This window comes from Marinococcus sp. LNHM5E3-2.1 (assembly GCF_056034365.1).
Genome location: NZ_JBQLIB010000017.1, coordinates 15,824 through 42,525 on the forward strand (window position 1 = coordinate 15,824; position 26,702 = coordinate 42,525).

General features: G+C 50.9%; 24 protein-coding genes. All 24 read left to right on the forward strand.

Features of this window, described 5'->3' with window-relative positions:
- Positions 1-208: 208 nt before the first annotated feature.
- On the forward strand, positions 209-805 hold the full coding sequence (gene hpf / locus ACTRXH_RS14500; protein ID WP_474263085.1) for a ribosome hibernation-promoting factor, HPF/YfiA family: 597 nt from the start codon (positions 209-211) through the stop codon (positions 803-805).
- 253 nt (positions 806-1,058) lie between these two features.
- Complete coding sequence (secA, locus tag ACTRXH_RS14505; protein ID WP_474282741.1) at positions 1,059-3,551, forward strand: preprotein translocase subunit SecA; 2,493 nt, start codon at positions 1,059-1,061, stop codon at positions 3,549-3,551.
- Positions 3,552-3,641: 90 nt separating this feature from the next.
- A protein-coding gene (gene prfB, locus ACTRXH_RS14510) for a peptide chain release factor 2 (protein ID WP_474282743.1) occupies positions 3,642-4,746 on the forward strand; the annotation gives its coding sequence in 2 pieces (ribosomal slippage) (positions 3,642-3,713 and positions 3,715-4,746; 1,104 coding nt in all).
- A gap of 69 nt (positions 4,747-4,815) precedes the next feature.
- Positions 4,816-5,694 carry a YitT family protein gene (locus ACTRXH_RS14515; RefSeq protein WP_474263081.1) on the forward strand — a complete coding sequence of 293 codons (879 nt, stop codon included), beginning with the start codon at positions 4,816-4,818 and terminating at the stop codon, positions 5,692-5,694.
- A 193-nt stretch (positions 5,695-5,887) separates the two neighbouring features.
- The gene (locus ACTRXH_RS14520) at positions 5,888-7,348 is read left to right on the forward strand and encodes a S41 family peptidase (protein WP_474282745.1); all 1,461 of its coding nucleotides are present in this window, start codon (positions 5,888-5,890) and stop codon (positions 7,346-7,348) included.
- Positions 7,349-7,412: 64 nt separating this feature from the next.
- On the forward strand, positions 7,413-8,606 hold the full coding sequence (locus ACTRXH_RS14525) for a hypothetical protein (protein WP_474278358.1): 1,194 nt from the start codon (positions 7,413-7,415) through the stop codon (positions 8,604-8,606).
- A gap of 192 nt (positions 8,607-8,798) precedes the next feature.
- Complete coding sequence (gene uvrB, locus ACTRXH_RS14530) at positions 8,799-10,775, forward strand: excinuclease ABC subunit UvrB (RefSeq protein ID WP_474278360.1); 1,977 nt, start codon at positions 8,799-8,801, stop codon at positions 10,773-10,775.
- Positions 10,776-10,782: 7 nt separating this feature from the next.
- Positions 10,783-13,668: an excinuclease ABC subunit UvrA gene (gene uvrA, locus ACTRXH_RS14535; RefSeq protein WP_474282747.1), complete on the forward strand. Its 2,886-nt coding sequence runs from the start codon at positions 10,783-10,785 to the stop codon at positions 13,666-13,668.
- Between the two features lie 106 nt (positions 13,669-13,774).
- Entirely contained in the window at positions 13,775-14,902 is a 1,128-nt protein-coding gene (locus ACTRXH_RS14540; RefSeq protein WP_474282749.1) for a DUF4097 family beta strand repeat-containing protein, read from the forward strand.
- 21 nt (positions 14,903-14,923) lie between these two features.
- The gene (locus ACTRXH_RS14545; protein WP_091613446.1) at positions 14,924-15,130 is read left to right on the forward strand and encodes a PspC domain-containing protein; all 207 of its coding nucleotides are present in this window, start codon (positions 14,924-14,926) and stop codon (positions 15,128-15,130) included.
- Entirely contained in the window at positions 15,130-15,492 is a 363-nt protein-coding gene (locus ACTRXH_RS14550; RefSeq protein ID WP_091613443.1) for a phage holin family protein, read from the forward strand. The genes ACTRXH_RS14545 and ACTRXH_RS14550 overlap by 1 nt, the downstream gene beginning before the upstream one ends.
- A gap of 203 nt (positions 15,493-15,695) precedes the next feature.
- Positions 15,696-16,631: an HPr(Ser) kinase/phosphatase gene (gene hprK / locus ACTRXH_RS14555; RefSeq protein WP_462866298.1), complete on the forward strand. Its 936-nt coding sequence runs from the start codon at positions 15,696-15,698 to the stop codon at positions 16,629-16,631.
- Between the two features lie 36 nt (positions 16,632-16,667).
- Complete coding sequence (gene lgt, locus ACTRXH_RS14560; RefSeq protein ID WP_474263069.1) at positions 16,668-17,498, forward strand: prolipoprotein diacylglyceryl transferase; 831 nt, start codon at positions 16,668-16,670, stop codon at positions 17,496-17,498.
- 25 nt (positions 17,499-17,523) lie between these two features.
- On the forward strand, positions 17,524-18,180 hold the full coding sequence (gene ppaX, locus ACTRXH_RS14565) for a pyrophosphatase PpaX (RefSeq protein WP_474282751.1): 657 nt from the start codon (positions 17,524-17,526) through the stop codon (positions 18,178-18,180).
- On the forward strand, positions 18,177-18,656 hold the full coding sequence (locus ACTRXH_RS14570) for an acyltransferase (RefSeq protein WP_322526891.1): 480 nt from the start codon (positions 18,177-18,179) through the stop codon (positions 18,654-18,656). Before ppaX ends, ACTRXH_RS14570 begins: the two co-directional genes overlap by 4 nt.
- Positions 18,657-18,855: 199 nt before the next feature.
- Positions 18,856-20,043, forward strand: a complete 1,188-nt coding sequence (locus tag ACTRXH_RS14575; RefSeq protein ID WP_474263065.1) for an ATP phosphoribosyltransferase regulatory subunit — start codon at positions 18,856-18,858, stop codon at positions 20,041-20,043.
- Positions 20,036-20,677 (forward strand): ATP phosphoribosyltransferase, encoded by a 642-nt coding sequence (hisG, locus tag ACTRXH_RS14580; RefSeq protein ID WP_474282753.1) that lies wholly within the window; start codon positions 20,036-20,038, stop codon positions 20,675-20,677. The genes ACTRXH_RS14575 and hisG overlap by 8 nt, the downstream gene beginning before the upstream one ends.
- Positions 20,677-21,948 carry a histidinol dehydrogenase gene (hisD, locus tag ACTRXH_RS14585; RefSeq protein WP_474282759.1) on the forward strand — a complete coding sequence of 424 codons (1,272 nt, stop codon included), beginning with the start codon at positions 20,677-20,679 and terminating at the stop codon, positions 21,946-21,948. The genes hisG and hisD overlap by 1 nt, the downstream gene beginning before the upstream one ends.
- A 1-nt stretch (position 21,949) precedes the next feature.
- Positions 21,950-22,540 (forward strand): imidazoleglycerol-phosphate dehydratase HisB, encoded by a 591-nt coding sequence (gene hisB / locus ACTRXH_RS14590; protein ID WP_474263063.1) that lies wholly within the window; start codon positions 21,950-21,952, stop codon positions 22,538-22,540.
- A 20-nt stretch (positions 22,541-22,560) separates the two neighbouring features.
- Positions 22,561-23,205 (forward strand): imidazole glycerol phosphate synthase subunit HisH, encoded by a 645-nt coding sequence (hisH, locus tag ACTRXH_RS14595; RefSeq protein WP_474263061.1) that lies wholly within the window; start codon positions 22,561-22,563, stop codon positions 23,203-23,205.
- Positions 23,198-23,929, forward strand: a complete 732-nt coding sequence (gene hisA / locus ACTRXH_RS14600; protein ID WP_474282755.1) for a 1-(5-phosphoribosyl)-5-[(5-phosphoribosylamino)methylideneamino]imidazole-4-carboxamide isomerase — start codon at positions 23,198-23,200, stop codon at positions 23,927-23,929. Before hisH ends, hisA begins: the two co-directional genes overlap by 8 nt.
- Positions 23,929-24,687 (forward strand): imidazole glycerol phosphate synthase subunit HisF, encoded by a 759-nt coding sequence (hisF, locus tag ACTRXH_RS14605; protein ID WP_474263057.1) that lies wholly within the window; start codon positions 23,929-23,931, stop codon positions 24,685-24,687. Before hisA ends, hisF begins: the two co-directional genes overlap by 1 nt.
- Entirely contained in the window at positions 24,684-25,313 is a 630-nt protein-coding gene (gene hisIE, locus ACTRXH_RS14610; protein WP_322526898.1) for a bifunctional phosphoribosyl-AMP cyclohydrolase/phosphoribosyl-ATP diphosphatase HisIE, read from the forward strand. The genes hisF and hisIE overlap by 4 nt, the downstream gene beginning before the upstream one ends.
- 194 nt (positions 25,314-25,507) lie before the next feature.
- Positions 25,508-26,539 carry a tetratricopeptide repeat protein gene (locus ACTRXH_RS14615; RefSeq protein WP_474282757.1) on the forward strand — a complete coding sequence of 344 codons (1,032 nt, stop codon included), beginning with the start codon at positions 25,508-25,510 and terminating at the stop codon, positions 26,537-26,539.
- Positions 26,540-26,702 lie beyond the last annotated feature (163 nt).

Genomic DNA, 26,702 nt, shown 5'->3' on the forward strand with positions numbered 1-26,702 from the left:
GCCGGAACGGTCCGGCGCAGCTTTTTATGTGAATTTTTTGGTTGAGCCAGCGCTTACAATTAAAAGGGTTTTATCTGTTTCATAAGTCCTGAGACCCTTTTGTTATGCCACATTCTTTTCACTTTTTAAAAAAATTTTGTTGTTTGAAAAGGATTCTGCAAAAGGAATATAGAAAGTAGACACATAACGATAAGGAGGGGTTCACTTGATGAACTTTAACATTCGCGGGGAAAACTTAGAGGTGACTCCAGCTCTTCGAGGTTACGTAGAAAAGAAAGTGAGCAAGCTTGAACGTTACTTTGATACAACCCCTGTGGCGGACGTCCATGTAAATATGGAAGTTCAAAACAGTGAGAAAATTTTAGAAGTGACCATCCCTATGCCGCAGCTGCTGCTCCGCGCAGAAGAAACGCATACGGATATGTATGCGGCGATCGACCTTGCGACGGACAAGCTCGAACGGCAGATTCGAAAATATAAAACAAAAGTAAATCGCAAGTTCCGCCAAAACGGTAAAACATCGGAAGTATTTAAAACCAATATTGAAGAATTAAATGAGGAAATTGCCAATGGCGGGGTGAAAGAAGCTCCGCTAACGGATGAAGTGACAGAGGAAGATGACGGCCTTGAAATCGTCCGGACCAAACGGTTTAATTTAAAGCCGATGGATACGGAAGAAGCAATCCTTCAGATGGACATGCTCGGCCACAACTTTTTCGTCTTTGCCAACTCTGTCAGCGGTGACACATCAGTCGTCTACAAACGCCGCGACGGGCGCTACGGCCTGATTGAGCCGGAAGAATAATTATATGAATCAACAAGCCCTGTGCGGGTAATGCGCAGGGCTTGTTTTAGTCTTGCCGGGAGCACGGGTACTCGTTGTAACAATAGCGGAATACTGTTAAAATGTACGGTGATGCTTAGAAATACAACGATTCATTTATATATGTAAAACGACAGATAAATTAGGCTTCGAGCCCTTACTATCAATTAAAACAACTATGCGCGTCAATCGTATTTCGGCTAGATGGTACGAAAGAGAGGACGATGATTAAACCATGAGAGGTTTATTGAAGAAAGTCATTGGAGATACAAACCAAAAATATGTAAAAAAACTGGAGAAAAAAGCGGAAAAAATAGAGGCTTTTTATGAAGACATCCAGGCTTTGAGCGATGAAGACCTTGCCCGTAAGACAGAAGAGTTTAAAGAACGCTATCAGCAGGGTGAAAAGCTTGAACAGCTATTGCCGGAAGCCTATGCGGTTGTAGCAGAAGCATCGACACGTGTGCTGGGAATGACTCCCTTCCGCGTACAGCTGATGGGTGCCATCGTATTAAACGACGGCGATATCGCGGAAATGAAAACCGGGGAAGGGAAAACCCTAGTCGCAACCATGCCGGTCTACTTAAACGCCATTACCGGCAAAGGCGTGCACGTTGTTACCGTCAACGACTATCTGGCCAAGCGTGACAGCGAGACTTTAGGAGAGCTTTACCAGTTCCTCGGATTGACCGTCGGCCTGAATTTAAAAGATATGAGTAAAGAAGCGAAGCGGGAAGCATATCTGGCTGACATTACGTACGGGACCAATAATGAGTTTGGCTTTGATTACCTGCGGGACAATATGGTTCTGTACAAGGAACAAATGGTGCAGCGCCCGCTTCATTTTGCCCTCGTCGACGAAGTTGACTCGATTTTGATCGATGAAGCGAGAACGCCGCTGATCATTTCAGGCTCGGTGGAGCAGTCGACCAAGCTTTACGCTGCGGCTAATGTATTTGTGAGCCGGCTGAAGGAAGAGCGGGACTACACGATCGATGAAAAAACCAAAACGGTGCTTTTGACCGATGAAGGCGTTACGCGGGCGGAAAAAGCGTTTCAGATAGAGAATTTATACGATCAGCAGCACGTGCAGCTGCTGCACCATATCAATCAGGGATTAAAAGCCCACGTAACGATGCACCGCGACGAGGACTATGTGGTGCAGGACGGAAAAGTAGTCATTGTGGACCAGTTTACCGGACGTTTGATGGCTGGCCGCCGGTACAGTGAAGGCCTGCATCAGGCCATTGAAGCGAAGGAGGGCATGCGGGTGCAGAAGGAAAGCATGACCCTCGCTTCAATTACGTTCCAGAACTACTTCCGGATGTACCAGAAGCTTGGCGGTATGACCGGTACGGCAAAAACAGAGGAAGAAGAATTCCGCAATATATACGGCACGGATGTCGTGTCGATTCCTACCAACAAACCGGTCATTCGTGAAGATAAATCCGATTTGATTTTTAAAACCCGGGAAGCGAAATTCCGTGCGGCTGCCGACAGGATTGCTGAGTTGTACGAAACAGGCCAGCCTGTGCTCGTCGGTACAGTTAACGTTGATACGTCCGAGTTGATCTCCCGGTACTTGAAAAAGAAAAACGTTCCTCACAACATCCTGAACGCAAAAAACCACGAAAACGAAGCGAAAATCATTGAAAATGCCGGGCAGCGCGGGGCTGTCACTATTGCAACCAACATGGCCGGCCGTGGTACCGACATCAAGCTCGGAGACGATGTTCCGGATCTTGGCGGACTATTTGTAATCGGTACCGAACGGCATGAAAGCCGCCGTATCGACAATCAGCTTCGCGGCCGTGCCGGACGTCAGGGAGACCCGGGTGCTTCCCAGTTTTACCTATCCATGGAAGATGAGCTGATGCGCCGGTTTGGCTCTGATAATATGAGCAGTATGATGGAGCGCCTCGGAATGAGTGAAGATCAGCCGATCGAAAGCAAGCTGGTCACCCGCGCGGTGGAACAGTCGCAAAAGCGGGTAGAAGGCGCCAACTATGACTCCCGGAAGCAGATCCTGCAGTACGACGATGTGATGCGCGAGCAGCGTGATATTATTTACGCCCAGCGGATGGAAGTGCTCGAGTCGGACAATCTGCGTGACATCGTGCTCCGTATGCTGGATTCTACAGTGAAAAATATTGTTGCAGCCTACACGCCGGTGGAGCAGGTGCCGGAGGACTGGGACCTGGAAGGCATGCTTCATTACCTGAATACGACCGTTCTGAATGAAGGTGATTTGACAGAGCAGGACGTTAAAGGTCTTGAACAGGAAGAAGTTATCGAAAAGGTATGGGAAACAGCAAAAGGGAACTACGAAGCAAAGGAGCAGGAATTTGACGAAGAGTCCATGCGTGAATTCGAAAAAGTGCTGCTCCTCCGGTCGGTGGACCGGAAGTGGATGAACCATATCGATCAGATGGACCAGCTCCGCCAGGGCATTCACCTGCGGGCTTACGGCCAGAATGATCCGCTTCGGGAATACAAATTCGAAGGCTTTAATATGTTTGAAGACATGATTGCCTCCATTGAAGAAGAAGTAGCGACGTACGTAATCAAATCGGAAGTGAACGAAGAGAACCTGCAGCGCCAGGAAGTCGCTAAAGGAAAAGCAGTGCGGCAGGACGAACAGGAAGCAGAAGAAGAGCAGCCGAAAAACAAAAAGAAATCAGCTCCGGCAAACGGTAACCGGAAAATGCCGGTGCCGAATAAGCGGTAATAAGAAACGAAAAACGGCAGGGACAAGCCCCGAAGTGCTTAGCTTCGGGCTTTTTCCTTGCCACCTACATTCAGAAAGGGGATTTCTTACATGGATATGGCAGAAATTCGAAACGAACTTGAAAATATGGCTAAGCGATTAGCGGACTTCAGGGGGTCTCTTTGACTTCGATGCCAAGCGGGAGCGCATAAGCGAACTCGAAGAAAAGATGACCCACCCCGGCTTCTGGGACGACCAGGACGCCTCCAAAAAAGTTATTGATGAAAACAATGCGTTAAAGGATATTACCGAGGGCTATCGCGAGCTCGAAGAACAGCACGAAAATCTCGAGGTGTCCTATGAGCTTGTAAAGGAAGAAGACGATGAAGAATTAAAAGAAGAGCTCGAATCAGGTACAAAGCAGCTGAAAAAAGACATTAACGATTTTGAGCTGCAGATGCTCCTCAGCGAGCCGTACGATAAAAACAACGCCATTCTGGAGCTGCATCCCGGCGCCGGCGGTACCGAATCCCAGGACTGGGCGTCCATGCTGCTCCGGATGTACACCCGCTGGGCAGAAAAGAAAAATTATACGGTGGAAACCCTGGATTATCTTCCAGGGGACGAAGCCGGCCTGAAAAGCGTCACTATGATGATTAAGGGATACAATGCCTACGGCTTCCTGAAAGCGGAAAAGGGCGTGCACCGGCTCGTGCGGATCTCCCCGTTTGACTCCTCCGGGCGCCGGCATACCTCCTTTGTCTCCTGCGAAGTCATGCCGGAAATGGAAGACTCCGTAGAAGTGGAAGTGCGGACGGAGGATTTGAGAATCGATACGTACCGTGCGAGCGGTGCCGGCGGTCAGCACGTAAACACGACGGACTCCGCCGTGCGGATTACCCACCTGCCGACAAACATCATCGTCACCTGCCAAAACGAGCGGTCCCAGCTGAAAAACCGGGATCAGGCGATGAAAATGCTGCGTGCGAAGCTGTATCAGCGCCAGATCGAAGAACGTCAGCAGGAAATGGATGAAATCCGCGGAGAACAGAAAGAAATTGGCTGGGGAAGCCAGATCCGTTCTTACGTTTTCCATCCGTACAACATGGTGAAAGATCACCGCACGAATGTTGAGATGGGCAACACGCAGTCAGTGATGGACGGCAATCTTGACCCGTTCATCGATGAGTACCTGCGTGCAAGCATGAAAGTATAACAAAGGGCAAAATCAGCAGCCTGCGTTCGCGCAGGCTCTTTTTACGTCAAACCAAAAGGAGGAAGTGTAATGGTAAATCGAAGAAGAAAACCAATGTCAAAAACAGCGTTGAAATGGGTCAATGGGTTTCAGATTTTTGCCGGAACAGCCGTTGTGGCTATTTCCTATAACGCTTTTTTACTGCCGAACTCGATCGCATCCGGAGGGGTAAGTGGTTTTGCGACTCTGCTGGAGGCTTCGCTGGACGTAGAACCGGCTGTAACGATAGGAATCACCAACGTTCTCCTTTTCATTCTCGGTCTCCTGCTTCTTGGTGGACTCCAGTACGGGGCAAAAACAATAATTGGGACGCTGTTTTTGCCCTTTATTGTTTATTTCACGAGGAACTGGGACATCGGTATCGATGACCCGCTGCTTGGTGCGTTGTTTGGCGGAATCGGAGTGGGCTTTGGTCTTGGACTGGTGTTTCGAGCGAGTGCTTCGACTGGAGGCACGGATCTTTTAGCTCAAATTATTCATAAATACGCCGGGGGGACGCTCGGTACCTCAGTCTTTATTATGGACGGGCTGATCGTTACGGGCTCGGCGTTCATATTCGGCCTGGAGTTCGCACTGTACGCCCTTATTTCGTTGTTTGTTACCGGAAGAACTATTGATGTCGTGCAGACCGGTCTGGGCTATGCCAAGGTGGCTTTTGTGATTACAAAGCACGAAGAAACGGTGCGCAAATCTATTTTAAAAGAAGTGGACCGCGGAGTAACCAAACTCGAAGGACGCGGAGGCTTTACTAATGATGCACGTCCGGTGCTGATGTGCGTTGTCAACCGTGGGGAGGTCACCCGGCTGAAGCGCGTGATCCAGCTGCAGGATCCCGAGGCCTTTGTGGTTGTGAGTAACGCTTCAGAAGTGCTTGGCCAGGGATTTGAGAATCAAGGCAACTCTGTGTAAAAAAGCGGAAGCGCCAACATTGTGTTTCAGAACCATAGAAGTTCATGCTACACTAAAGAAAAGCGCAGAGCGTTTGTTTACCGCCCAGGGACGGCTCGTCGTTTTCGATTCGGAGGAACAGCTCGTGCAGCTGCTTCCTCTTTCGTATAGTCTATGATTTGGTTATGACTTTAATAAAGCTGGAGTGAAATAGATGAAGAAAAACATCAAAGTGACGGCAGCAATTCTGGTCACAGCAGCGGCAGCCGGGACCGGAGGCGCGGCCGTAGGTGCTTCTGTCTGGGGAGGAGAGTCGGGGACATCCTCGCCCGCACTGTCCGAATCCGGTTCGGACAGCGGAACGGAAAACGTGTCAGAAGAAGACTTAAATAAAATCAGTTCTGTATATGATCTGATCGACTCCGAATACATGACAGAAGTGGATGACGATGCGCTGGTGCAGGGGGCTATCGAAGGAATGATCGGAGAACTCGATGATCCTCACTCCAGCTACATGAGTGAAAGCACAGCACAGGAATTCACGCAGTCACTGGAGTCGTCCTTCGAAGGCATTGGAGCTGAAGTAAATAAATCCGGGGACGCGGTAACTATCGTTTCTCCAATCGATGATTCTCCAGCAGAAGCCGCCGGGCTTCAGCCAAATGATGATATTTTGGAAATTAACGGAGAAAGCACAGAAAACCTGGAACTCAATGAAGCAGTCCTGAAAATCCGCGGAGAAAAAGGAACGAACGTGAACCTCACCGTACAGCGGGGAAGCGGGGAGCCTTTTAATGTTGAAGTGGAGCGCGATGAAATTCCGATCGAAACCGTAGAAGGCGAAGTGATTGAGCAGGACGGGGAAAGCATCGGTTATCTGAACGTATCGTCATTTTCTGAAAATACAGCCAATGAATTCGAAACCCAGCTCGAGCAGGTGGAGAGTGAAAACATTGACGGACTGGTAATTGATGTCCGTGGAAATCCGGGCGGATATTTGAACGCGGTGGAGGACATCGGCAGCATGATTATTCCGGGCGGAGAGCCGGTAGTCGAGATTGAAGACCGGGAAGGCACGATCTCAGAGGTGACCTCATCCTTAGAGGAAAACAAAGACTACCCGGTGGTCGGCGTGATTGATCAGGGAAGCGTTTCTGCCTCTGAAATTCTGGCAGCTGCAATGAAAGAGTCCGGAAGCTTTGAGCTGGTAGGACAGAGCACCTACGGCAAAGGAACAGTCCAGCAGGTAATGGAACTGGATGATGGAAGTGATGTGAAGCTTTCTGTTTCCAAATGGCTGACACCGGATGGAAACTGGATCAATGAAGAAGGCGTGGAGCCGACCATTGAGCAGGAGCAGCCCGACTATTTCCAGGCCTCTATTTTGTCCATTGATGAAGCCCTGGAGCCGGATACAACTGGAGAAAATATTGCGACTGCGCAGACCCTCTTAAAAGGAGCCGGCTTCGATCCGGGACGTGAAGACGGGTACTACAGCGAAGAAACCGAAGCGGCGGTACAGGATTTTCAGGAGGAACAGGAAGGTCTGGAAGCCACTGGCACGTTGACGCCGGAAACAGCAGAGGCGCTGAATGATTTTGTGCTTGAAAATGTCCAGAACCGGGACAATGATAAGCAACTGCAGCGCGCGCTTGATGCAGTCATAGAACAATAAATGAAAGCTGGATGATACCGGTGGCCGGGTTCTGCCCGGCCCAAAGAAAAGGGGGAAATAGTGGATGCAGGAAATAATCGGTGAAATTGGTCCTGCGTTAGCGTGGTTTTTTCTGAACCCGCTGACTTACATAGCAGTAGCAGCCATGCTTATGGTTGGTTATATTCGGGTGAAAAGAGAACGTAAAATGTTTCAGGCAAAAATGTATCCAATGCTGATGGAATTGACGATGAGTGTTATTCCGGCGATAGTAATCGCTGCTTTTGTCTCGGTCGTCACCATTGTTACGGGCATCTCACTGCCTCTGGGAGCAGTTCTGCTTGCAATAGTGATCAGTGCGCTGCTGGCAGTATCAGGTTTGCACCGCTGGCTGACCGCCCTGCACGTGTGGGGGACGTCATTTTTAGCTGCTCTGGCACTTGATGCTGCCGGGATTGCGGTGCCGTTTTTCTCTGACGCAGCCTGGCTCGGAAACGGCTTTGATGCTTTTTCTCTGATGGTCTGGCTCGCAGTGCTCACGCTTGCGGAAGGAATACTGATTGTCTGGAACGGGACAAAGTTCTTTTCTCCGATACGGACAGTCAGCCGCCGCGGTAAGCCGATTGGAGGCCAGATCACGCACCGCCTCTGGATGCTCCCGGTATTTCTGTTTATCCCGGGTAGCGCTGTTGAGGCAGGAGGCTGGTGGCCGCTGCTTCCGGGCGGAACCGCTTTTTCCCTTCTTTTGCTGCCGGCAGTGATCGGCATACGGATGAAAACCTTCGACCGTCTGGCAGCGGTGCAGGTGCGTTCGGCCGGATGGTGGGTTGTACGAATTGCTGTCCTTACCGGCGCCGGTGCAGCACTTGCTTATTTTTACAGCGGATGGGTTATTCCGGTAATTACGGCTGTCCTGATTTTGCTGCGGGAATGGGTAACCATTGCTGCCGGCAGTTCAGCTAAAAGCAATTTTCTTTATACGCTCCGTGGAGACGGAATATCCGTGCTCGCTGTGCTCCCGGAGTCTCCGGCAGACCGCATGCATATTAAAGCAGGCGAGGTTATCCGGCGGGTGAACAGCGAAAAAGTATATGATGAAGCGAGCCTGTACCGGGCGGTGCAGAAAAATTCCGCCTATTGCCGGCTGGATGTGGAGGATATTAACGGAGAGCTCCGCCAGGCACAGGCGGCGCTTTACAGTAATCAGCACCATCAGCTTGGGATATTGATGATTAATAAAGAACGAACAGCACCGGAAAGCATGCATACGGCCCAGTAAAACAGAACCCCCCTGCCGGGTTCTGTTTTTTTATGGTATAGGAGGGGTGTCGTTTTCTTTGCAATTGCCGGGGAGTGGAGTACAATAATAATAGCGAATATACGTTCGTTTTTATGTTGTTTCTTTCCAATCTTCATGTGGTATAGTAAATAGACATATGACCGGAACGCAGACAGGAAGTGAGGGACTAATATGAACGAAACATTTGAACTGGCGAGTAAATATAACCCCGCGGGCGACCAGCCGCAGGCGATTGAAAAGCTGGTTCAAGGGTTGAGCGACGGCAAAAGATACCAGACACTGCTTGGAGCGACAGGGACCGGCAAAACGTTCACCGTTTCCAACGTGTTAACAGAAGTGAACCGGCCGACACTTGTCATGGCGCACAATAAGACACTGGCCGGGCAGTTATATAATGAATTTAAAGAGATGTTTCCAAACAATGCGGTGGAATATTTTGTGAGCTATTACGACTACTATCAGCCGGAGGCCTACGTACCGCAGACGGACCAATTTATTGAAAAAGACGCGAGTATTAACGATGAAATTGATAAACTAAGGCACTCGGCGACGAGCGCCTTATTTGAGCGGGAGGACGTTATTATCGTCGCCAGTGTTTCCTGCATTTACGGCCTCGGTTCTCCGGAGGAATACCGGGACCTGGTGCTTTCGCTCCGGACCGGCATGGAGATTGAACGGGACCAGATTCTTCGGAAGCTCGTAGACATTCAATACGAACGTAACGACATTAATTTCGTGCGCGGGACGTTTCGCGTGCGCGGCGATGTCGTTGAGATCTTTCCGGCTTCAAGAGACGAGCACTGCATTCGTGTTGAAATGTTTGGCGATGAAATCGACCGTATCACTGAAGTGGACGCCCTGACCGGCGAGGTTATCGGCGAACGCTCGCATACTGCAATTTTCCCCGCATCCCACTTTGTGACAAGGGAAGAAAAAATGCAGCGTGCCATTAAAAATATTCAGCAGGAGCTTCAGGAGCAGCTCGAAAAGTTTCGGGCGAATGGCCGGGAGCTTGAGGCGCAGCGGCTCGAACAGCGGACTAATTATGACCTTGAAATGATGCAGGAGATGGGTTTTTGCTCCGGCATCGAGAACTATTCGAGGCATTTGACCTTCCGGAACCCCGGGGATGCGCCGTATACATTGATTGACTATTTTCCGGATGATTTTTTACTCGTGGTGGATGAGTCCCACGTTACGCTTCCACAAGTGCGCGGTATGTACAACGGGGACCAGGCAAGAAAGCAGGTGCTCGTGGATCACGGCTTCCGTCTTCCGTCTGCGATGGACAACCGTCCGCTGAAATTTGATGAATTTGAAGAGCGGATTAACCAGGCGATGTTCATTTCCGCAACGCCGGGGCCGTATGAGCTTGAACACGCACCGGAAGTTATCGAACAGATTATCCGGCCGACCGGTCTGCTTGACCCTACCGTGGAAGTGAAGCCGATTGAAGGACAGATCGATGACCTGATCGGCGAAATTCATGAACGCCGGGAGCAAAACGAGCGGGTGCTCGTAACGACGCTCACCAAGAAAATGGCGGAGGATCTGACCAACTATTTAAAAGAGCTCGGCATCCGGGTGAAGTATCTGCACTCGGATATTAAAACGCTCGAGAGGATCGATATTATCCGCCAGCTTCGCCTCGGCCAGTTTGATGTTCTGGTCGGCATTAACCTTCTCCGTGAAGGGCTCGATATTCCGGAAGTGTCGCTGATAGGTATTCTGGATGCGGACAAGGAAGGCTTTCTGCGCGCGGAACGCTCCCTTATCCAGACGATGGGCCGTGCTGCCCGGAACGACCGCGGGCATGTTATTATGTACGCAGACAAAATCACGCGGTCGATGGATGTGGCGATCAGTGAAACGAACCGTCGCCGCGAGATCCAGATAGCGCATAACGAAAAATACGGCATTACACCAAAAACGATCCAGAAAGAAATCCCTGCCCTGATCCAGGCAACGGTCAGCTCAGAGGATTCATCCGATATTGATAAACCGGCTCTCGATAAAATGAGCAAGTCGGAGCGGAAAAAAGTGATCGACCAAATGGAAGACGAAATGAAACAGGCGGCCAAAGACCTGCAGTTTGAACGCGCAGCGGAACTGCGCGATATGGTATTAGAACTTAAAGCGGAAGGATGACCAACGAATGGCAGCAGATAACATTAAGATTCAGGGGGCGAGGTCCCACAATTTAAAAGATATTGACGTGACAATTCCGAGGGACCAGCTGGTCGTTATGACTGGATTATCCGGCTCCGGGAAATCTTCGCTTGCCTTCGATACAATCTATGCTGAAGGGCAGCGCCGGTATGTCGAATCGTTGTCCGCATATGCCCGCCAGTTTTTAGGGCAGATGGAAAAGCCGGACGTCGATTCCATTGAAGGACTGTCCCCGGCAATATCGATTGACCAGAAAACGACGAGCAAGAACCCGCGCTCCACAGTCGGCACCGTAACGGAAATTTATGACTACCTGCGGCTTTTATTTGCGCGGGTTGGTACGCCTTACTGTCCGTACCACCATGTGCCGATCACCTCCCAGACCATTTCCCAGATGGTCGATCAGATGATGGCTTATGCCGAACGGACGAAAATGCAGATTCTCGCTCCGGTTATTGCCGGCAGAAAGGGAGAGCATGTGAAGGTGATGGACCAGCTGAAGCAAAAAGGGCTGGTGCGTATTCGCGTGGACGGAGAAATGCGCGACATCGGAGAAGAAATCAAGCTCGAAAAAAATAAAAAGCATGATATTGAAGCAGTGGTGGACCGCGTTGTCATTAAAGACGGGGTGGAGTCCCGGCTCGCAGACTCATTGGAAACGGCCCTAGAACTCGGGGAGGGGAAGGTACTGATTGATGTTGTCGGTGAAAAGGAAATGCGGTTCAACCAGCATCACTCCTGCCCGGAATGCGGATTTTCGATCGGGGAGCTTGAGCCGAGAATGTTTTCCTTTAACAGTCCATACGGCGCCTGCCCGACATGTGACGGTCTTGGCAGCAAGCTCGAAGTGGACAGCGACCTTGTAGTTCCGGATCCGGACCGGACCCTCCGGGAGCATGCCATCGCTGTATGGGAGCCGATCAGCTCCCAGTATTATCCGCAGCTGCTCCGCTCGGCCTGCGATCACTTTAATATTGATATGGACACGCCATTTAAAGATCTTTCGGCAGAGCATAAGGAAATACTGCTCGAAGGCAACGGCCAGCAGAAAATAACCTTCCGTCATAAAAATGAACGCGGCCAGGTCCGGGAGCGCCAGATTTATTTTGAAGGCGTACTCAACAACGTTTCCCGCCGCTATCGTGAGAGCGGATCGGATTTCACCCGTGAGCAGATGCAGCAGTATATGAGCAACAAGCAGTGCCCGACGTGTAAAGGCCACCGCCTGAGCCTTGAGGCGCGTTCTGTGCTGCTTGGAAATATTCACGTCGGGGAGCTGACCGACCTTTCCATACAGCAGGCGTATACGTATGTCGAAAACATCGATCTAACGGAAAAAGAAATGGAGATCGCCCGTTTGATTCTGCGTGAAATCAATGAACGGCTCGGCTTTCTCATTAATGTTGGTCTCGATTATTTAACCCTGAGCCGTTCTGCTGGCACGCTGTCAGGCGGGGAAGCGCAGCGTATCCGGCTGGCTACCCAGATCGGTTCGGCGCTGATGGGTGTCCTTTACGTTCTCGACGAGCCGTCGATCGGCCTTCACCAGCGGGACAACAACCGGCTGATACAGACGCTGCAGAACATGCGAGATCTTGGAAACACGCTGATTGTCGTTGAACATGACGAGGACACCATGCTTGCTGCCGATCATATCATTGACATCGGCCCCGGGGCTGGCCGCCACGGCGGTCACATTATCGCAGAGGGCACACCGGAGGAATTGAAGGGAAACGACGCCTCCCTGACCGGTCAGTATTTAGCGGGAAAACGATTTATTCCGCTTCCGGGAGAACGGCGTAAGCCCTCCGACCGCTGGCTGAAGGTAAAAGGCGCGGTCGAAAACAATTTGAAGCGTACGAATGCGGATATTCCGCTCGGCCTGCTGAGTGCGATTACCGGTGTCTCAGGCTCCGGAAAAAGTACGCTGATCAACGATATTTTATATAAGGTGCTTTCGCAGAAGCTTCACCGCGGTAAACAGAAGCCGGGTGCACACAAAAGCGTGGAAGGTATCGATCAGCTTGAAAAAGTGATTGATATCGATCAGTCGCCGATCGGCCGGACGCCGCGTTCAAACCCTGCGACGTACACGGGGGTATTTGATAATATCCGCGAGGTATTCGCGATGACCAATGAAGCGAAAATCCGCGGCTACCAGAAGGGACGCTTCAGCTTCAACGTCCGGGGCGGACGCTGTGAAGCGTGTAAAGGCGACGGTATTATCAAAATAGAAATGCATTTTCTTCCGGATATTTATGTCACATGTGAAGAGTGCGGCGGTCAGCGCTACAACCGTGAAACGCTCGAAATCAAATACAAAGGCAAAAACATTGCTGATGTACTTGAAATGACTGTGGAAGAAGCAGTGGACTTCTTTGAAAATATTCCAAAAATCCGGCGCAAAATCCAAACGTTATATGACGTTGGTTTAGGGTATATAAAACTAGGACAGCAGGCAACGACACTTTCAGGCGGGGAAGCCCAGCGTGTAAAGCTTGCTTCCCAGCTGCACCGCCGTTCCACGGGCAAATCCCTTTATATCCTCGACGAGCCGACGACCGGTCTCCATGTGGATGATATCGACCGGCTCCTGAAGGTGCTCCAGCGGCTCGTGGATAATGGCGATACTGTTTTAATCATTGAGCACAATCTCGACGTCATTAAAACAGTGGATCACATCATTGATCTTGGTCCGGAAGGCGGAGCAGGCGGAGGCAAAATTGTGGCTACCGGCACGCCGGAAAAAGTAGCGGAGTCAAAGGCTTCCTATACAGGTTATTATTTAAAGCCCGTACTTGAAAGAGAGCGGGAGCGTATGGCCAGGCAATGGGAAGCATCGGAGCAGGCTGCCCATACCCCTTCATCATAGAAGAATCGACTGAAACGGATACCACTGTTCTTCGTATGTAATAGGAAGCAGAAGGCTAAAAAGTCCATGTACCGGTTCTGATATATTACCTAAGGAGGAACATGAAATGGATGAAGAACGTCAGCGAATACTGAAAATGATGGAAGACGGTATTATTTCTCTTGAAGAAGGAGAACGACTGCTCCGGGCCAAAGGATCAGGCGCATCGTCCGGTCCCCAGGCAGACAGCAGGGAACAAGGGGAAGGCGGCTCCTCCGAATCCCGGAGAAGCGGCGCCTACCGGACAGATAAGAAAGCAGCCGGCAGCCAGAAAAGAAAAAGCAAGGACGACCCGTTTGCGATGCTCTCCGGCTTTTTTGATCATGCGCTTGACCGCGTCAAACGGTTTGACCTCGACTTTAATTTCGGCCCAGCCGTAGACTTCCAGCATACGTTTGAACATGAGGAGAGTGACATTCGCTCGCTCGATATGTTTATTCAAAACGGAAGCCTTATCTGTCAGAAGTGGGAGGGCAGCACCATCCGTGTTGCCTGCCAGGTAAAAGCCTATACCGAGGAAAGTGAAGACGCAGCCCGCCGTGAGTTCATCGAAGGAACTGATTTTGACTCCCGGAGCGGGAAGCTCCGCTTTGCTTCAAGGTCCGGCAACTATAAAGTCCAGGCGGTCGTTTATGTGCCGGAAAAATCGATGGACAAAATGGATGTATCGACGTTTAACGGAGACATCCGGATCGACGGAGTTCAGACAGATAATCTGTACGTCAAAGCAAGCAACGGGGCAATTACAGTGCTGCATGCTTCTGCCGGCTATCTGGCAGTGGAGACAGCCAACGGGTCAGTGGAGCTGAAAGAAGGTAAAATCGGCAGCGCCGACGTCAAAACATGGAACGGTTCGATTCAGTACGACGGATCGCTTTCAGATATTGAAGCAGAGGCGCTGAACGGGGCGATTACGGCCCGGTACACGTCCCTGAGTGAGAGGAGCCGGGCGCTTCTTTCCACTACAACGGGGAGCATCAAGGTGATTACGCCGCGGGATATCCGAACGGAGGGCGTACTCCGCACAAACGTCGGGAACTACAAGTGCCTGCTCGACAACATCGAAGTGAAAGAAGAAAAAAGCGAATTCATGCAAAAGTATTATCAGTTTGTATCCAATCCGGATTCGACTCCAACGCTTAGACTGGAGGCTTCGGCAAAAACTGGTGCCATAACCGTGCAGGATCATGAATAAAAAACTGAAAGGGTGATCAGGTTGGCCAAAAAGAAGTTGTATAAATCCCGTGAAGACCGGAAATTGACAGGCGTATGCGGCGGATTGGCAGATTACCTCGGCTGGGATTCCTCCTTAATACGGATTATCAGTGTGGTGCTGGTTATTTTACCCGTCACCTCCTGGGTACTTCTGATTTATCTCGTATTAGCCGTGCTGCTCCCTGATGAAGAGGATGCCGTCTCCTAATGGGCTGTTTAGTACCTTTTATTGTTAACACTATTGCATTAATGGTAGTAGCCGGGTTTTTCCCCGGCTTTACTATTGACGGCTTTGGGGCAGCTATTGCGGCCGGTTTGGTGTTGACGCTGATCAATCTCGTGATTCGCCCGCTTTTAATTTTTTTCACTCTCCCGCTTTCTGTCGTTACATTCGGCCTGTTTATTTTTGTGATCAATGCGCTGATGCTGATGCTTACATCAGCGGTAATGGGAGAAGCCTTTAACATGTCCGGCTTTGGCATGGCTTTTCTTGCTGCTGTAGTGATCGCTGTTTTAAATATGCTGATGTACAATCTTTTCGTGAACCCGCTGAGCGGAAGAAAAACGTGACGTTTTCCGGAAACCGGGAAAAATTTATAATAAGTTAAAAATGGCCCGCCTGCTGGCGGGTCTTTTTCGTGCAGCAGTGAAACTGAAATCCTCCGGAGCAGGTTCCATCTTCTTTTGAAAACGTGCTACAATAACAACGTACGAAGTAGAGAAAGCAAACGTATTCACGATATAACAGAGCGATTTTTGAGGGAGGCAGCACGATGGCAAAAGTGACAGCAACGGATTTAAAGGAGCGGTTTCAATTAGAGCTTCTTGCCGGGGAAGAAGGGCTGTACCGGGCGATAACCACGAGCGATATTTCCCGTCCGGGAATAGAAATGGCTGGTTTTTTTACATATTATCCGGCCCGGCGGCTGCAGCTGCTCGGGCGCACAGAGCTTTCTTTTTTTCAACAGCTTCAGGACGAAGAAAAGCAGGAACGCATGGAAAAGCTGTGTACATACGATACTCCGGGCATTGTCATCTCTCGGGGACTGGTGGCCCCGCCGGAGCTGATTGAAAATGCGGAAAAGACCGGGGTGCCGATCATGCGCTCACATTTGCCAAGTACACAGCTGATCAGCCAGCTGACGAACTATCTCGACACCAAACTTGCCAAATCCACAGCCATGCACGGTGTTCTGGTGGACATTTACGGCATCGGCGTGCTGATTACCGGGGCAAGCGGTGTCGGAAAAAGCGAAACGGCGCTCGATATTGTGCGCCGGGGTCACCGGCTTGTAGCGGATGATTCTGTCGAAATCCGCCAGCAGAACGGCGATACGCTTGTCGGCACGGCGCCCGAGCTGATCCAGAACCTGCTTGAAATCCGCGGCCTTGGCATTATTGATGTGATGACGCTGTTTGGGGCAGGCGCCGTCCGTCCGTATAAGCGCATCTCGCTGACGATTCATCTTGAGCTTTGGGATGAACAAAAAGCGTACGACCGGCTCGGTCTTGATGAAGAGACGCTTCAGGTGCTCGATACCGAAATTCAGAAGCTGACTGTTCCGGTGCGGCCGGGACGGAACCTCGCTGTTATTATTGAAGTAGCGGCGATGAACTTCCGGCTGAAACGGATGGGCGTGAACACGGCCCAGCAGTTTTCGGACCGGTTAAAACAGATGATTGACGACGGTGATAAAGAAGAGTTTTAACGATTACACATTTAGCAGTCAGGAGTGGCAGGGGATATGATTTATTCATCGATACAGCCGATCGACCGGGTTGCCTTTGAAGTCGGGTCTGTGCCTATTTACTGGTACGGGATTCTCATTGGCCTGGGCGCTCTGCTTGGGTACATTTTAGCTTCCTACGAAGCAAAAAAGCGTGGGCTTCCGGAAGATATTTTCGCGGATCTGCTCATTTTTGCCATACCGATTTCGATTATCTGCGCCCGGTTGTATTACGTGATTTTTGAGTGGGATTACTATGTTCAGAATCCAGGCAGTATTCTGGCCGTATGGGAAGGCGGTCTTGCGATACACGGCGGATTGATCGGCGCCGTGCTTACGGGCATCGTTTTCTCGAAAATCAAACGCGTCTCTTTCTGGAAGCTGGCTGATATTGCCGCGCCGAGTATTATTTTAGGGCAGGCGATCGGCCGCTGGGGCAACTTTATCAACCAGGAAGCCCACGGCGGTGAAGTGAGCCGTTCGTTTTTGGAGGGGCTGCAGCTGCCGGAATTTATTATTAATCAGATGTATATTGAGGGAGCTTACTATAATCCTACGTTCTTGTACGAATCGCTTTGGAATATCGCGGGATTTTTACTGCTTTTAGGGCTGCGCCGGGTTAACCTACGCCGCGGGGAGCTGTTTTTAACATATGTTATCTGGTATTCCTTCGGACGCTTTTTTATTGAAGGGATGAGGACCGACAGCTTAATGCTGTTTGATACGATCCGGGTGGCGCAGTTAATTTCGGTGCTCTTGATAGTAGCAGCCGTGAGTCTGATTTTATACCGCAGGCAGGCCGGCCTTGCAAAAGCAAGATACTTAAGTAAAGACGGTCCCGGCATATAAGGATGTAAGCGAAAGGGGAAGCATCATGACCAGATGGAATACATTGCTGTTTGATTTAGACGGCACGCTGATTGATACAAATGATTTGATCATTTCTTCATATGAACATGTGCTGACATACTACGCTCCTGACCAATACAGCAGAGATGACATCATCAGCTGGATCGGGGTGCCGCTGGCGGATAATTTTTCAAGCATCAGCAGCAATCCGAGCCAGGTGGAACAGATGATTGATACGTATCAATCCCATAACCTGGCGAACCATGAAACGCTCGTCCGGGAATATGACGGAGTATACGACACTATCAAAATGCTGTACGAGCGCGGCTTTTCCCTTGGCATTGTGACAACGAAGCGGAAGGAAGCTGCGGTTAAAGGAGCCAATATGCTGGGGCTGCTTCCTTTTTTCTCTACGTTCATTACGGTGGATGATGTGGAAAACCCCAAGCCGCACCCGGAACCACTGCAAAAAGCGATGGCACAGCTGAATGCCCGCCCGGAGGAGACCATTATGATTGGGGACAGCCAGTTTGATATTCTGGCAGGGAAAAATGCCGGGGTGCACACAGCGGGAGTGGAATGGACCATCAAAGGTGCATCGTTTCTGAAAAATTATGAACCGGACTGGATGCTCACCCGGATGAGCGATCTGCTCGCTATTGTGGGAGAAACAAAAGAATGAGAAAAACAGATCGTTATTTCCCGGGCAATAATACCAATGCTCTGTGGCAGATGTACCGGACGGTTCCATTTTTGAAGGCATTCAGAAATACAGCTGTTATTGAAGCTTCTCGGGTTGTACCTTTTGTATCTGTGAAAAGATGGATCTACCGGCAGCTGCTTGGAATGGAAATAGGTGAAAAAACGGCGCTTGCGTACAAGGTCATGCCGGACCTCATGTTTCCCGAGAAAATCCATATTGGGAGCAATTCCATTATCGGCTATCAATCGACGCTTTTAACACACGAGCATTTAATTGATGAATACCGCCTTGGCGACATTGTAATCGGAAACGAGGTCATGATCGGTGCCAATGTGACTATTCTGCCCGGGGTGACGATTGGAGACCGGGCTGTGGTGGCAGCAGGAACGGTCGTGCATAAAGACGTGCCGGCACGGGCCTTTGCCGGCGGCAGTCCGATGCGGATAAGAACGTAGGCTTCAAGCCGGCTTTCAAAGGAGCCGGCTTTTCGTTTTCCTGGAGGCGGAAAAGGCTGACAGGGCAGCAAATATTGTTACAATGAAAGCGGAAATGGAAAATTGACGGTGTAAAAAAAGATGTGTAAACTATGGTTATTCTTTATTTTGTTAGTACATTAGCGAACTAAAGCACCGTGAAAAGAAAAGGAGAGAGAGTATGAGTAAGCTTTTTATGTTTGAAAAGCCGCTCGGGATGCGCGATGCGCTTCCGGGATATTTTCAGACAAAACGGAACGTACAACGGGTCATTAACGATGAATGGGAAAGCTGGGGGTATCTGCCCGTCGAAACGCCCACCCTGGAATATTACGATACGGTCGGGAGCGCTTCGGCGATTCTTGATCATCAGCTGTTTAAACTGCTCGACCAGCAGGGGCGGACGCTGGTGCTGCGCCCGGATATGACTGCGCCTATCGCCCGGGTGACAGCTTCCGGTCTGCAGAACCAGCACTTTCCGATCCGTTTGGCTTATCATACTAACGTTTTTCGCGCGCAGCAGCTTGAGGCCGGACGGCCGGCAGAATTTGAACAGCTTGGTGTGGAATTGATTGGAGACGGCACTTCGAGTGCGAACGGAGAGGTCGTTTCCCTTATGATCGAAGCTCTGCGAAAAACCGGGCTGACCACGTTTCAAATTACCGTCGGGCACGTCGGGTACGTGAATGCGCTGCTCGAAGAGGTGCTCGGAAATGATGAACGCGCTGATGACCTGCGCAGGTTTTTATACGAAAAAAATTATGTTGGCTACCGCCAGCATGTGGAAAATCTACCGCTTTCCTCCCTGGATAAGAAAAAGCTGAACAGCCTGCTGCGCCTGCGGGGCGACTGGCGGACGCTGGACGAAGCTTTAAATCTGGTTCAGACGCCGGCGGCAAAGGAAGCAGTCGAAGAGCTCCAGGAGCTGAAAACGGTGCTTGAACACTACGAGCTGTCTGATTACATTAAGCTCGACTTTAACTTATTTATGCATATGAGCTACTATACTGGCATCGTATTCGAAAGCTACGGCAACAACCTGGGCGTGCCGCTTGGAAGCGGCGGGCGCTATGATGAACTGCTGCAGCAGTTTAACCGTCCGGCCCAGGCTGTCGGATTCGGTCTCCGTCTTGATTTGCTCGTCGAAGCCCTAGGCCTAACTGGAGCTGTGCCTTCCCAGACATGTATTTTGTTCAGCCCGGAGCGCCGACCGGAAGCGGTGGACCAGGCGCGTAAACTCCGCGAAACCGGAAAACGGGTCGTGCTTCAGGATATCCGCGGCGTAGAGGACGTGGATCAGCTGAGCGAGTCCTATGAAGACGTTGTATCCATGATCGGAAAAAAGAAGGAGGGAGCTTCGCATGAATGAATGGCTGACAATCGCGATGCCAAAGGGACGTATTTTCGAAGAAGCGGTGCAGCTTCTCCGTAAGGCCGGCTTCCCAATTCCTCCGGAGTTTGAAGAATCCAGAAAGCTGATCGTCGACGCTCCGGAAGCAAATATGCGCTTTATCCTGGCAAAGCCGATGGATGTGCCCACCTATGTTGAACACGGAGTGGCAGACATCGGGGTCGCCGGCAAGGATACGATGATTGAAGAAGAGCGTGACGTGTATGAAGTGCTGGATTTGAAAATCAGTGCCTGCTACCTGGCAGTAGCCGGGCTTCCAGAGTATGAAAAATCCGATGTAAATCCAAAGGTGGCGTCCAAGTATCCAAACCTGGCGACACAGTACTTTAAGCAGCAGGGTGAACAGGTGGAAATTATTAAATTAAATGGCTCGATCGAACTGGCCCCGCTTGTCGGTCTGGCAGACCGTATTGTAGACATTGTTTCCACCGGCCAGACACTGAAGGAGAATGGTTTAATAGAGCTTGAAACAATTGTGCCGATTACGTCCCGGCTGATCGTCAATCCGGTAAGCTATCGTCTGAAGGATACTGTTATTGATGATCTTGTGGAGCGTGTTGCCGAGGTGATAGGAGTGGAAGAGCAGGTATGATGAATGTGACCCCTTTGGATAAATCAGTAACGCTTGAGCGCACCATTGAAGGAGGGACCGAAAAGCAGCGGGAATCGGTCGACTCCATTATCGAAAAGGTGCGGGAAAATGGAGACAAAGGGCTCATTGAGCTGACTGAGATATTTGATCGCGTGACACTCGATGAGCTGTTTGTAAAGCAGGAAGAAATAGATGAAGCGTATGATCAGGTGAACGATAAAGAGCTTGAAGCGATCCGTAAAGCGATTGAAAACATCCGCGATTTTCATCAGCGCCAGCTCCGGCAGTCCTGGATGGTGACAAAAGAAGACGGGACGATGCTCGGCCAGCGGATTATTCCGTTCGACCGCGTCGGTATTTATGTACCGGGCGGCAAGGCAGCATATCCTTCAACCATTATGATGGATGCCATCCCGGCAATCGCTGCCGGTGTAAAAAGCATTACGATGTGCTCTCCTCCAGGTGAGGACCAGCGCCTTCATCCGATGGTGCTCGTCACGGCCAATGAGCTTGGTATTAAAAATATCGTGAAAATTGGAGGAGCGCAGGCGGTAGCAGCGCTTGCGTATGGCACGGAAAGCATTCAGAAGGTGGATAAAATCGTCGGCCCAGGTAACATTTACGTAGCGCTGGCTAAACGCGAAGTGTTCGGCCAGGTGGCGATTGACAGTATTGCCGGACCAAGCGAAATTGTCGTGCTTGCTGATGAAACAGCCCGGGCGGATTATATTGCAGCCGACATGCTTTCCCAGGCGGAGCACGACGAGCTCGCCTCGGCTGTGCTTGTAACCACTTCGGAGGAGCTCGGGCAAAAAGTGGCCGAAGAGCTTGAGCGTCAGCTTGAAGACCTCCCTCGCAAAAAGATTGCGCAGGAATCGCTTGATAAACACGGAGCCATCTACTTAACGGAAACGATGGCGGAGGCAGTAGAAGCTGTGAACCGGCTTGCGCCGGAGCACCTGGAAATCGTGACCGCCCAGCCGGATAACCTGCTCGGCTCCATTCGTCATGCAGGGGCTGTCTTTTTAGGGCCGTACAGTGCCGAAGCGGTCGGCGATTATTTTGCCGGCCCGAATCACGTGCTTCCGACGAGCGGGACGGCCCGCTTTTCGAGTCCGCTCGGTGTCGATGATTTTGTAAAACGATCCAGCGTGATTTCCTACAGTAAAGAAGCGCTCGAGGAAAATGGGGAATATATATCTGCGATTGCCCGGATTGAGGGCCTTGAAGCACACGCGCGCGCAGTGGATATCCGGAAGGGGGAGAAGTAGAATGGCAGAACGTACAGGAAGCGTCGAACGAAAAACGGGTGAAACGTCTATCCGCCTGCAGTTTGGCATCGACGGCGAAGGGGACGGGGTCATACAGACGAATGTGCCTTTTATGAGCCATATGCTCGACCTGTTTAAAAAGCATGGCCATTTCTCCCTTGATGTACAGGCTGAGGGGGATGTGGAGGTGGATGACCACCATACAACTGAGGACATCGGCATCTGCCTCGGGGAAGCCTTCGGACAGGCGCTCGGCGATAAAAAGGGTATCCGCCGCTACGGTCATGCTAAAATTCCGATGGACGACGCGCTCGCAGAGGTCATTGTGGATTTAAGCAATCGTCCGCACCTGGAGTTCCGGGCGGAGCTGCCGGCAGCAAAAGTAGGAACATTTGATACCGAGCTCGTCCATGAGTTTTTGTGGAAATTCGCGGTGGAAGCCCGGATGAACCTCCACGTAGTCGTCCATTACGGACACAATACTCACCATATTATTGAAGCGGTATTTAAAGCGATGGCACGGGCTCTTGATGAAGCTACCCAGCTGGACCCAAGAGTGAAAGGCGTTCCTTCAACCAAAGGAATGCTGTAAAGAAAAGGAGTGGAGCGCTTGTGATAGGAATCATCGATTACGGCATGGGCAACCTGTACAGTGTAAAAAAAGCACTGGAACGACTGGATATTCCTTATTTTGTATCCGAGCACACAGACGAGCTTGCGGAAGCGGATGGCTTGATTCTTCCGGGTGTCGGTGCTTTTCGGGATGCCATGAATTTAATCCGGGAAAACGGGCAGTTTGAGTTTATTGAACACTGGGCGGCTGACGGCAAGCCGCTGCTTGGTATCTGCCTTGGAATGCAGCTGTTGTTTGAAGGCAGCGACGAACACGGCGAAACAGAAGGATTCGGGTTTCTTCCGGGGTATGCCCGCCGCTTTTCCGGAAAAGACAGCCAGGGAAGAAGGCTGAAGGTGCCGCACATGGGCTGGAACTCGCTCAAGTTTCATCAGCCGGACCATCCGCTTTTGAAAAATGTGGAGGAAGGCCATGCGTACTTTGTGCATTCCTACGTGATAGAAACCGCCGACCCGGACGTCTTAATTGCGACAAGCGATTACGGCGAAACAGTGCCGGCGGTGGTTGGCCGCGGTGAAGTCATGGGCACGCAGTTCCATCCGGAAAAAAGCAGCACAGTCGGCATCGGCATGCTTAAAAATTTCGGGGCGATTGTCCGTGAAAGGAGCGGAGCTCATGAGTGATTTTATTGTATACCCCGCTATCGATATCCGGGACGGCAACTGTGTCCGTCTTTTTCAGGGCGATTACAATCAGGAGACCGTTTATGGGGATTCGCCGTTTGAAATGGCTGCTTCATTTGTACAGGCGGGTGCTTCCTGGATTCATATGGTCGACCTTGACGGTGCAAAAGAAAAACGACGCATCAATCATGCCCACGTCGTTCGTGCCGCGCGGGAGCTTGATGTCCGTATCCAGGTCGGCGGAGGCATCCGAACCGAAGAGGATGTGGACTATTACTTATCCAACGGCGTGGACCGGGTGATACTCGGAAGTGTTGCCCTGCAGTATCCGGAATTTGCCCGGGATATGCTCGAAAAGCACGGCAGCCGTATCGCTATCGGTCTTGATGCTAGAGACGGATACGTAGCCGTCAACGGCTGGCTCGACACCTCGGAGGTAACAGCCGTTGAGCTTGGCCGGGAAATGGCAGCCCACGGGGCGGAGACATTTATATTCACCGACATTTCCACCGATGGGACGATGACTGGACCGAACGTCGAGGCGACAAAGCAGCTCGCAGAAGCGACCGGCGTAAATGTTATTGCTTCCGGCGGAATCGGCACGATGGAGGATGTCCGGAATCTTGCGGAGAAGCGGGATAAAGGGATAGCAGGTGTCATTGTCGGAAAAGCGATATATACCGGCAAAGTGGATGTGGCAGAAGCCGTGAAGGAGGTACAGTAATGCTTACGAAACGGATTATTCCATGTCTGGATGTGAAAGAAGGGCGGGTCGTGAAAGGCACACAGTTTGTGGAACTGCGGGATGCCGGTGATCCGGTGGAACTCGCTGCATTTTATGATGAGCAGTGGGCGGACGAACTTGTCTTTCTTGATATTTCCGCTTCGCATGAAGGACGGAAAACGATGATAGATGTCGTGGAACAGGTAGCAGCAAGCATCGCGATTCCTTTTACGGTCGGCGGCGGCATCAGCTCGGTCGATGATATGCGCAACATGCTCCGTGCCGGGGCCGATAAGGTTTCGCTCAATACAGCTGCGGTGAAAAACCCTGATTTGATTACTCAGGGGTCTACCTATTTTGGCTCCCAATGTATTGTTGTAGCGGTTGATGCAAAATACGATGAGGCACTCGGCTCCTGGAGAATTTATACCCACGGCGGCCGCACGCCGACCGACTGGGAAGTCGTCGAGTGGGCGAGGGAAGTCACCGCCCGCGGAGCCGGCGAAATTCTTCTGACAAGTATGGATCAGGACGGAGCCAAGACTGGCTTTGATGAGGCTTTGACACGAACGGTCAGCGAAGCAGTGGACGTGCCTGTTATCGCCTCCGGTGGCGCCGGAGCCAAAGAGCATTTTGTGGATGTATTTGAAAAATCAGGGGCGGATGCGGCACTCGCGGCTTCAATCTTTCATTATAAAGAGACATCGATTGAAGAAGTGAAGGCTTTTATCCGGGAGAGAGGAGTCTTAGTACGATGAACGTCGACGAACTAACATTTGATGAAGCAGGCCTGATTCCGGCCATAGTGCAGGATGCTGTCAGTAAAGAGGTACTGACGCTTGCCTATATGAACAAAGAATCGCTGCAGAAAACAATCGATACGAAAGAAACCTGGTTTTACAGCCGCTCCCGCCAGGAGCTCTGGCATAAAGGGGAAACCTCGGGAAACAAACAGCAGGTGACAGACATCCGCTATGACTGCGACAGTGACGCGTTAAATGTGCTTGTAGAGCCGGAAGGGCCTGCGTGCCATAAAGGGGACTACAGCTGTTTTTCCCGTTCGCTGCTGTCGGAGGAAAAGCAGTCAGCCGACGGCCGGCGGTTCGCGATTATTAATGAACTCGAGCAGGTCATAGCCACCCGCGAGGCAGAAATGCCGGAGGGCGCCTATACAACGTACTTGTTTACCGAGGGCGTGGATAAAATTTTGAAAAAAGTCGGTGAAGAAGCCGGAGAAGTTATTATTGCTTCCAAAAACCGGGATCACGAAGAACTGAGCTGGGAAACAGCTGATCTTCTTTACCATCTGCTGGTGCTGCTGCGGGAACAGAAGCTTCCGCTTGATGATGTGCTGCGGGTTCTCGAAGAAAGACATCGTTCGTAATAAGGCTGACCGCAGAAAAAACCGTCCTCTCCGGGCGGTTTTTTCTTTGCGCATCCTCCTTCGCCGTCTCTGGCTGCTGAAAAAACATGCGGGCTCCTAGGAGTTTTCATGAAGCAGGGGGCGTGTTATAATGTCCCAATTGATGTGGAACGTGAAGAGACAAAGAAAAACAAACGAAGGAAGGATGAAAGGAATTGGGCTCAAAACAAAAAAACGAAGACGCAATTATTCCTTTCTTGCAGTCAGGCGAATATTTCTTTCAGCGGGGCGTGGTGGCTTATCAGAAAAATCACCTGAAGCGTGCCGTTCTCTTTTTGGAAAGAGCTGTCGAGCTCGAACCTTCCAAGGGATTGTTTCAATGCCAGCTTGCTGCCATATATACAGACATGGAACGGTTTGACCGCTCCAACGATATCCTCGACCGGGTGCTTAAAGAAATTGAGCCGGAACGCTCCGAATGCTACTTCTTTCTAGCCAACAATTATGCCTTCCAGGGCAATTTTGAAAAAGCAGCGGAAACAGCCGGTTATTATATGAAGATCGCACCGGAAGGCGACTTTGCAGAGGAAACGAAGGAACTGCTCGAAATGATTAAAGAAAATGAGCCTGGCCTTCTCGAGCATCCGGGAGACATGACCATTTATGAACGGGCAGTGGAAAAAGCTGATAAAGGCCGGTTGCAGGAAGCCCAGGAACTATTTGAAGAGCTTTTGGAGCAGGAGCCTGATTATTGGGCCGCTTACCATCAGCTGGCAAAGCTGCACCAGCACCGCGGAGACACGGAACAGGCTGTAAAGCTGCTGGAAACAGTGCACCAGGAGGGTGCTTACGTGCCGGCCAGCTGTCAGCTCGCCGCATTGTATGAAAGCGTGGGGGAGCATGAGCGTTCAAAAGAAGTGATGAACGTGCTTACAGCGATCCTTCCGCTCGACCGGGAGTCCCTTCACTGGATCAGTGCGGTCTGTACGTATCTTGGCTATTATGAAGATGCCTGCCGTTACGCCCGTCTTTATCATAAACGGTTCGTGATTGAACGCGGATCGGTTGCGTTTTATCACGGAGCGGCGTTATATTTGCTCGGTGAAACGGAACAGGCGGCAAAATGGTGGAAACAGAACCGTCAGCTCGATCATCCGGAAGTGAAACAGCTTTACCGGGAATATGAAGAGAATATACTGACCGGCCAGAGGGTAAAAGAAATGGTAGAGGACGATTTTCAGCAGTAAGCAGAGTACTGGACGCCAAAAAGCGGCTGCCATACAATAAGTATAAATGCCATAAGAGAGCGATATTTAAAATAAGGGGAGTGGCCTTTTATGACGGAAGAACGGATTTATGATGTGATTATCGCGGGGGCCGGCCCGGCCGGCATGACCGCGGCGGTGTACG

What these genes read in the sequence shown, in the direction of transcription:
- ACTRXH_RS14515 (WP_474263081.1), top strand. Translation starts at nt 4,816, where the DNA reads ATGGTAAATCGAAGAAGAAAACCAATGTCAAAAACAGCGTTGAAATGG.
- uvrA (WP_474282747.1), top strand. Translation starts at nt 10,783, where the DNA reads ATGGCAGCAGATAACATTAAGATTCAGGGGGCGAGGTCCCACAATTTA.
- hisF (WP_474263057.1), top strand. Translation starts at nt 23,929, where the DNA reads ATGCTTACGAAACGGATTATTCCATGTCTGGATGTGAAAGAAGGGCGG.
- hisIE (WP_322526898.1), top strand. Translation starts at nt 24,684, where the DNA reads ATGAACGTCGACGAACTAACATTTGATGAAGCAGGCCTGATTCCGGCC.
- secA (WP_474282741.1), top strand. Translation starts at nt 1,059, where the DNA reads ATGAGAGGTTTATTGAAGAAAGTCATTGGAGATACAAACCAAAAATAT.
- hisA (WP_474282755.1), top strand. Translation starts at nt 23,198, where the DNA reads ATGAGTGATTTTATTGTATACCCCGCTATCGATATCCGGGACGGCAAC.
- hisB (WP_474263063.1), top strand. Translation starts at nt 21,950, where the DNA reads ATGGCAGAACGTACAGGAAGCGTCGAACGAAAAACGGGTGAAACGTCT.
- ACTRXH_RS14575 (WP_474263065.1), top strand. Translation starts at nt 18,856, where the DNA reads ATGAGTAAGCTTTTTATGTTTGAAAAGCCGCTCGGGATGCGCGATGCG.
- ACTRXH_RS14520 (WP_474282745.1), top strand. Translation starts at nt 5,888, where the DNA reads ATGAAGAAAAACATCAAAGTGACGGCAGCAATTCTGGTCACAGCAGCG.
- ACTRXH_RS14570 (WP_322526891.1), top strand. Translation starts at nt 18,177, where the DNA reads ATGAGAAAAACAGATCGTTATTTCCCGGGCAATAATACCAATGCTCTG.
- hisG (WP_474282753.1), top strand. Translation starts at nt 20,036, where the DNA reads ATGAATGAATGGCTGACAATCGCGATGCCAAAGGGACGTATTTTCGAA.
- hpf (WP_474263085.1), top strand. Translation starts at nt 209, where the DNA reads ATGAACTTTAACATTCGCGGGGAAAACTTAGAGGTGACTCCAGCTCTT.
- ppaX (WP_474282751.1), top strand. Translation starts at nt 17,524, where the DNA reads ATGACCAGATGGAATACATTGCTGTTTGATTTAGACGGCACGCTGATT.
- hisD (WP_474282759.1), top strand. Translation starts at nt 20,677, where the DNA reads ATGAATGTGACCCCTTTGGATAAATCAGTAACGCTTGAGCGCACCATT.
- ACTRXH_RS14525 (WP_474278358.1), top strand. Translation starts at nt 7,413, where the DNA reads ATGCAGGAAATAATCGGTGAAATTGGTCCTGCGTTAGCGTGGTTTTTT.
- hprK (WP_462866298.1), top strand. Translation starts at nt 15,696, where the DNA reads ATGGCAAAAGTGACAGCAACGGATTTAAAGGAGCGGTTTCAATTAGAG.
- ACTRXH_RS14540 (WP_474282749.1), top strand. Translation starts at nt 13,775, where the DNA reads ATGGATGAAGAACGTCAGCGAATACTGAAAATGATGGAAGACGGTATT.
- lgt (WP_474263069.1), top strand. Translation starts at nt 16,668, where the DNA reads ATGATTTATTCATCGATACAGCCGATCGACCGGGTTGCCTTTGAAGTC.
- ACTRXH_RS14550 (WP_091613443.1), top strand. Translation starts at nt 15,130, where the DNA reads ATGGGCTGTTTAGTACCTTTTATTGTTAACACTATTGCATTAATGGTA.
- uvrB (WP_474278360.1), top strand. Translation starts at nt 8,799, where the DNA reads ATGAACGAAACATTTGAACTGGCGAGTAAATATAACCCCGCGGGCGAC.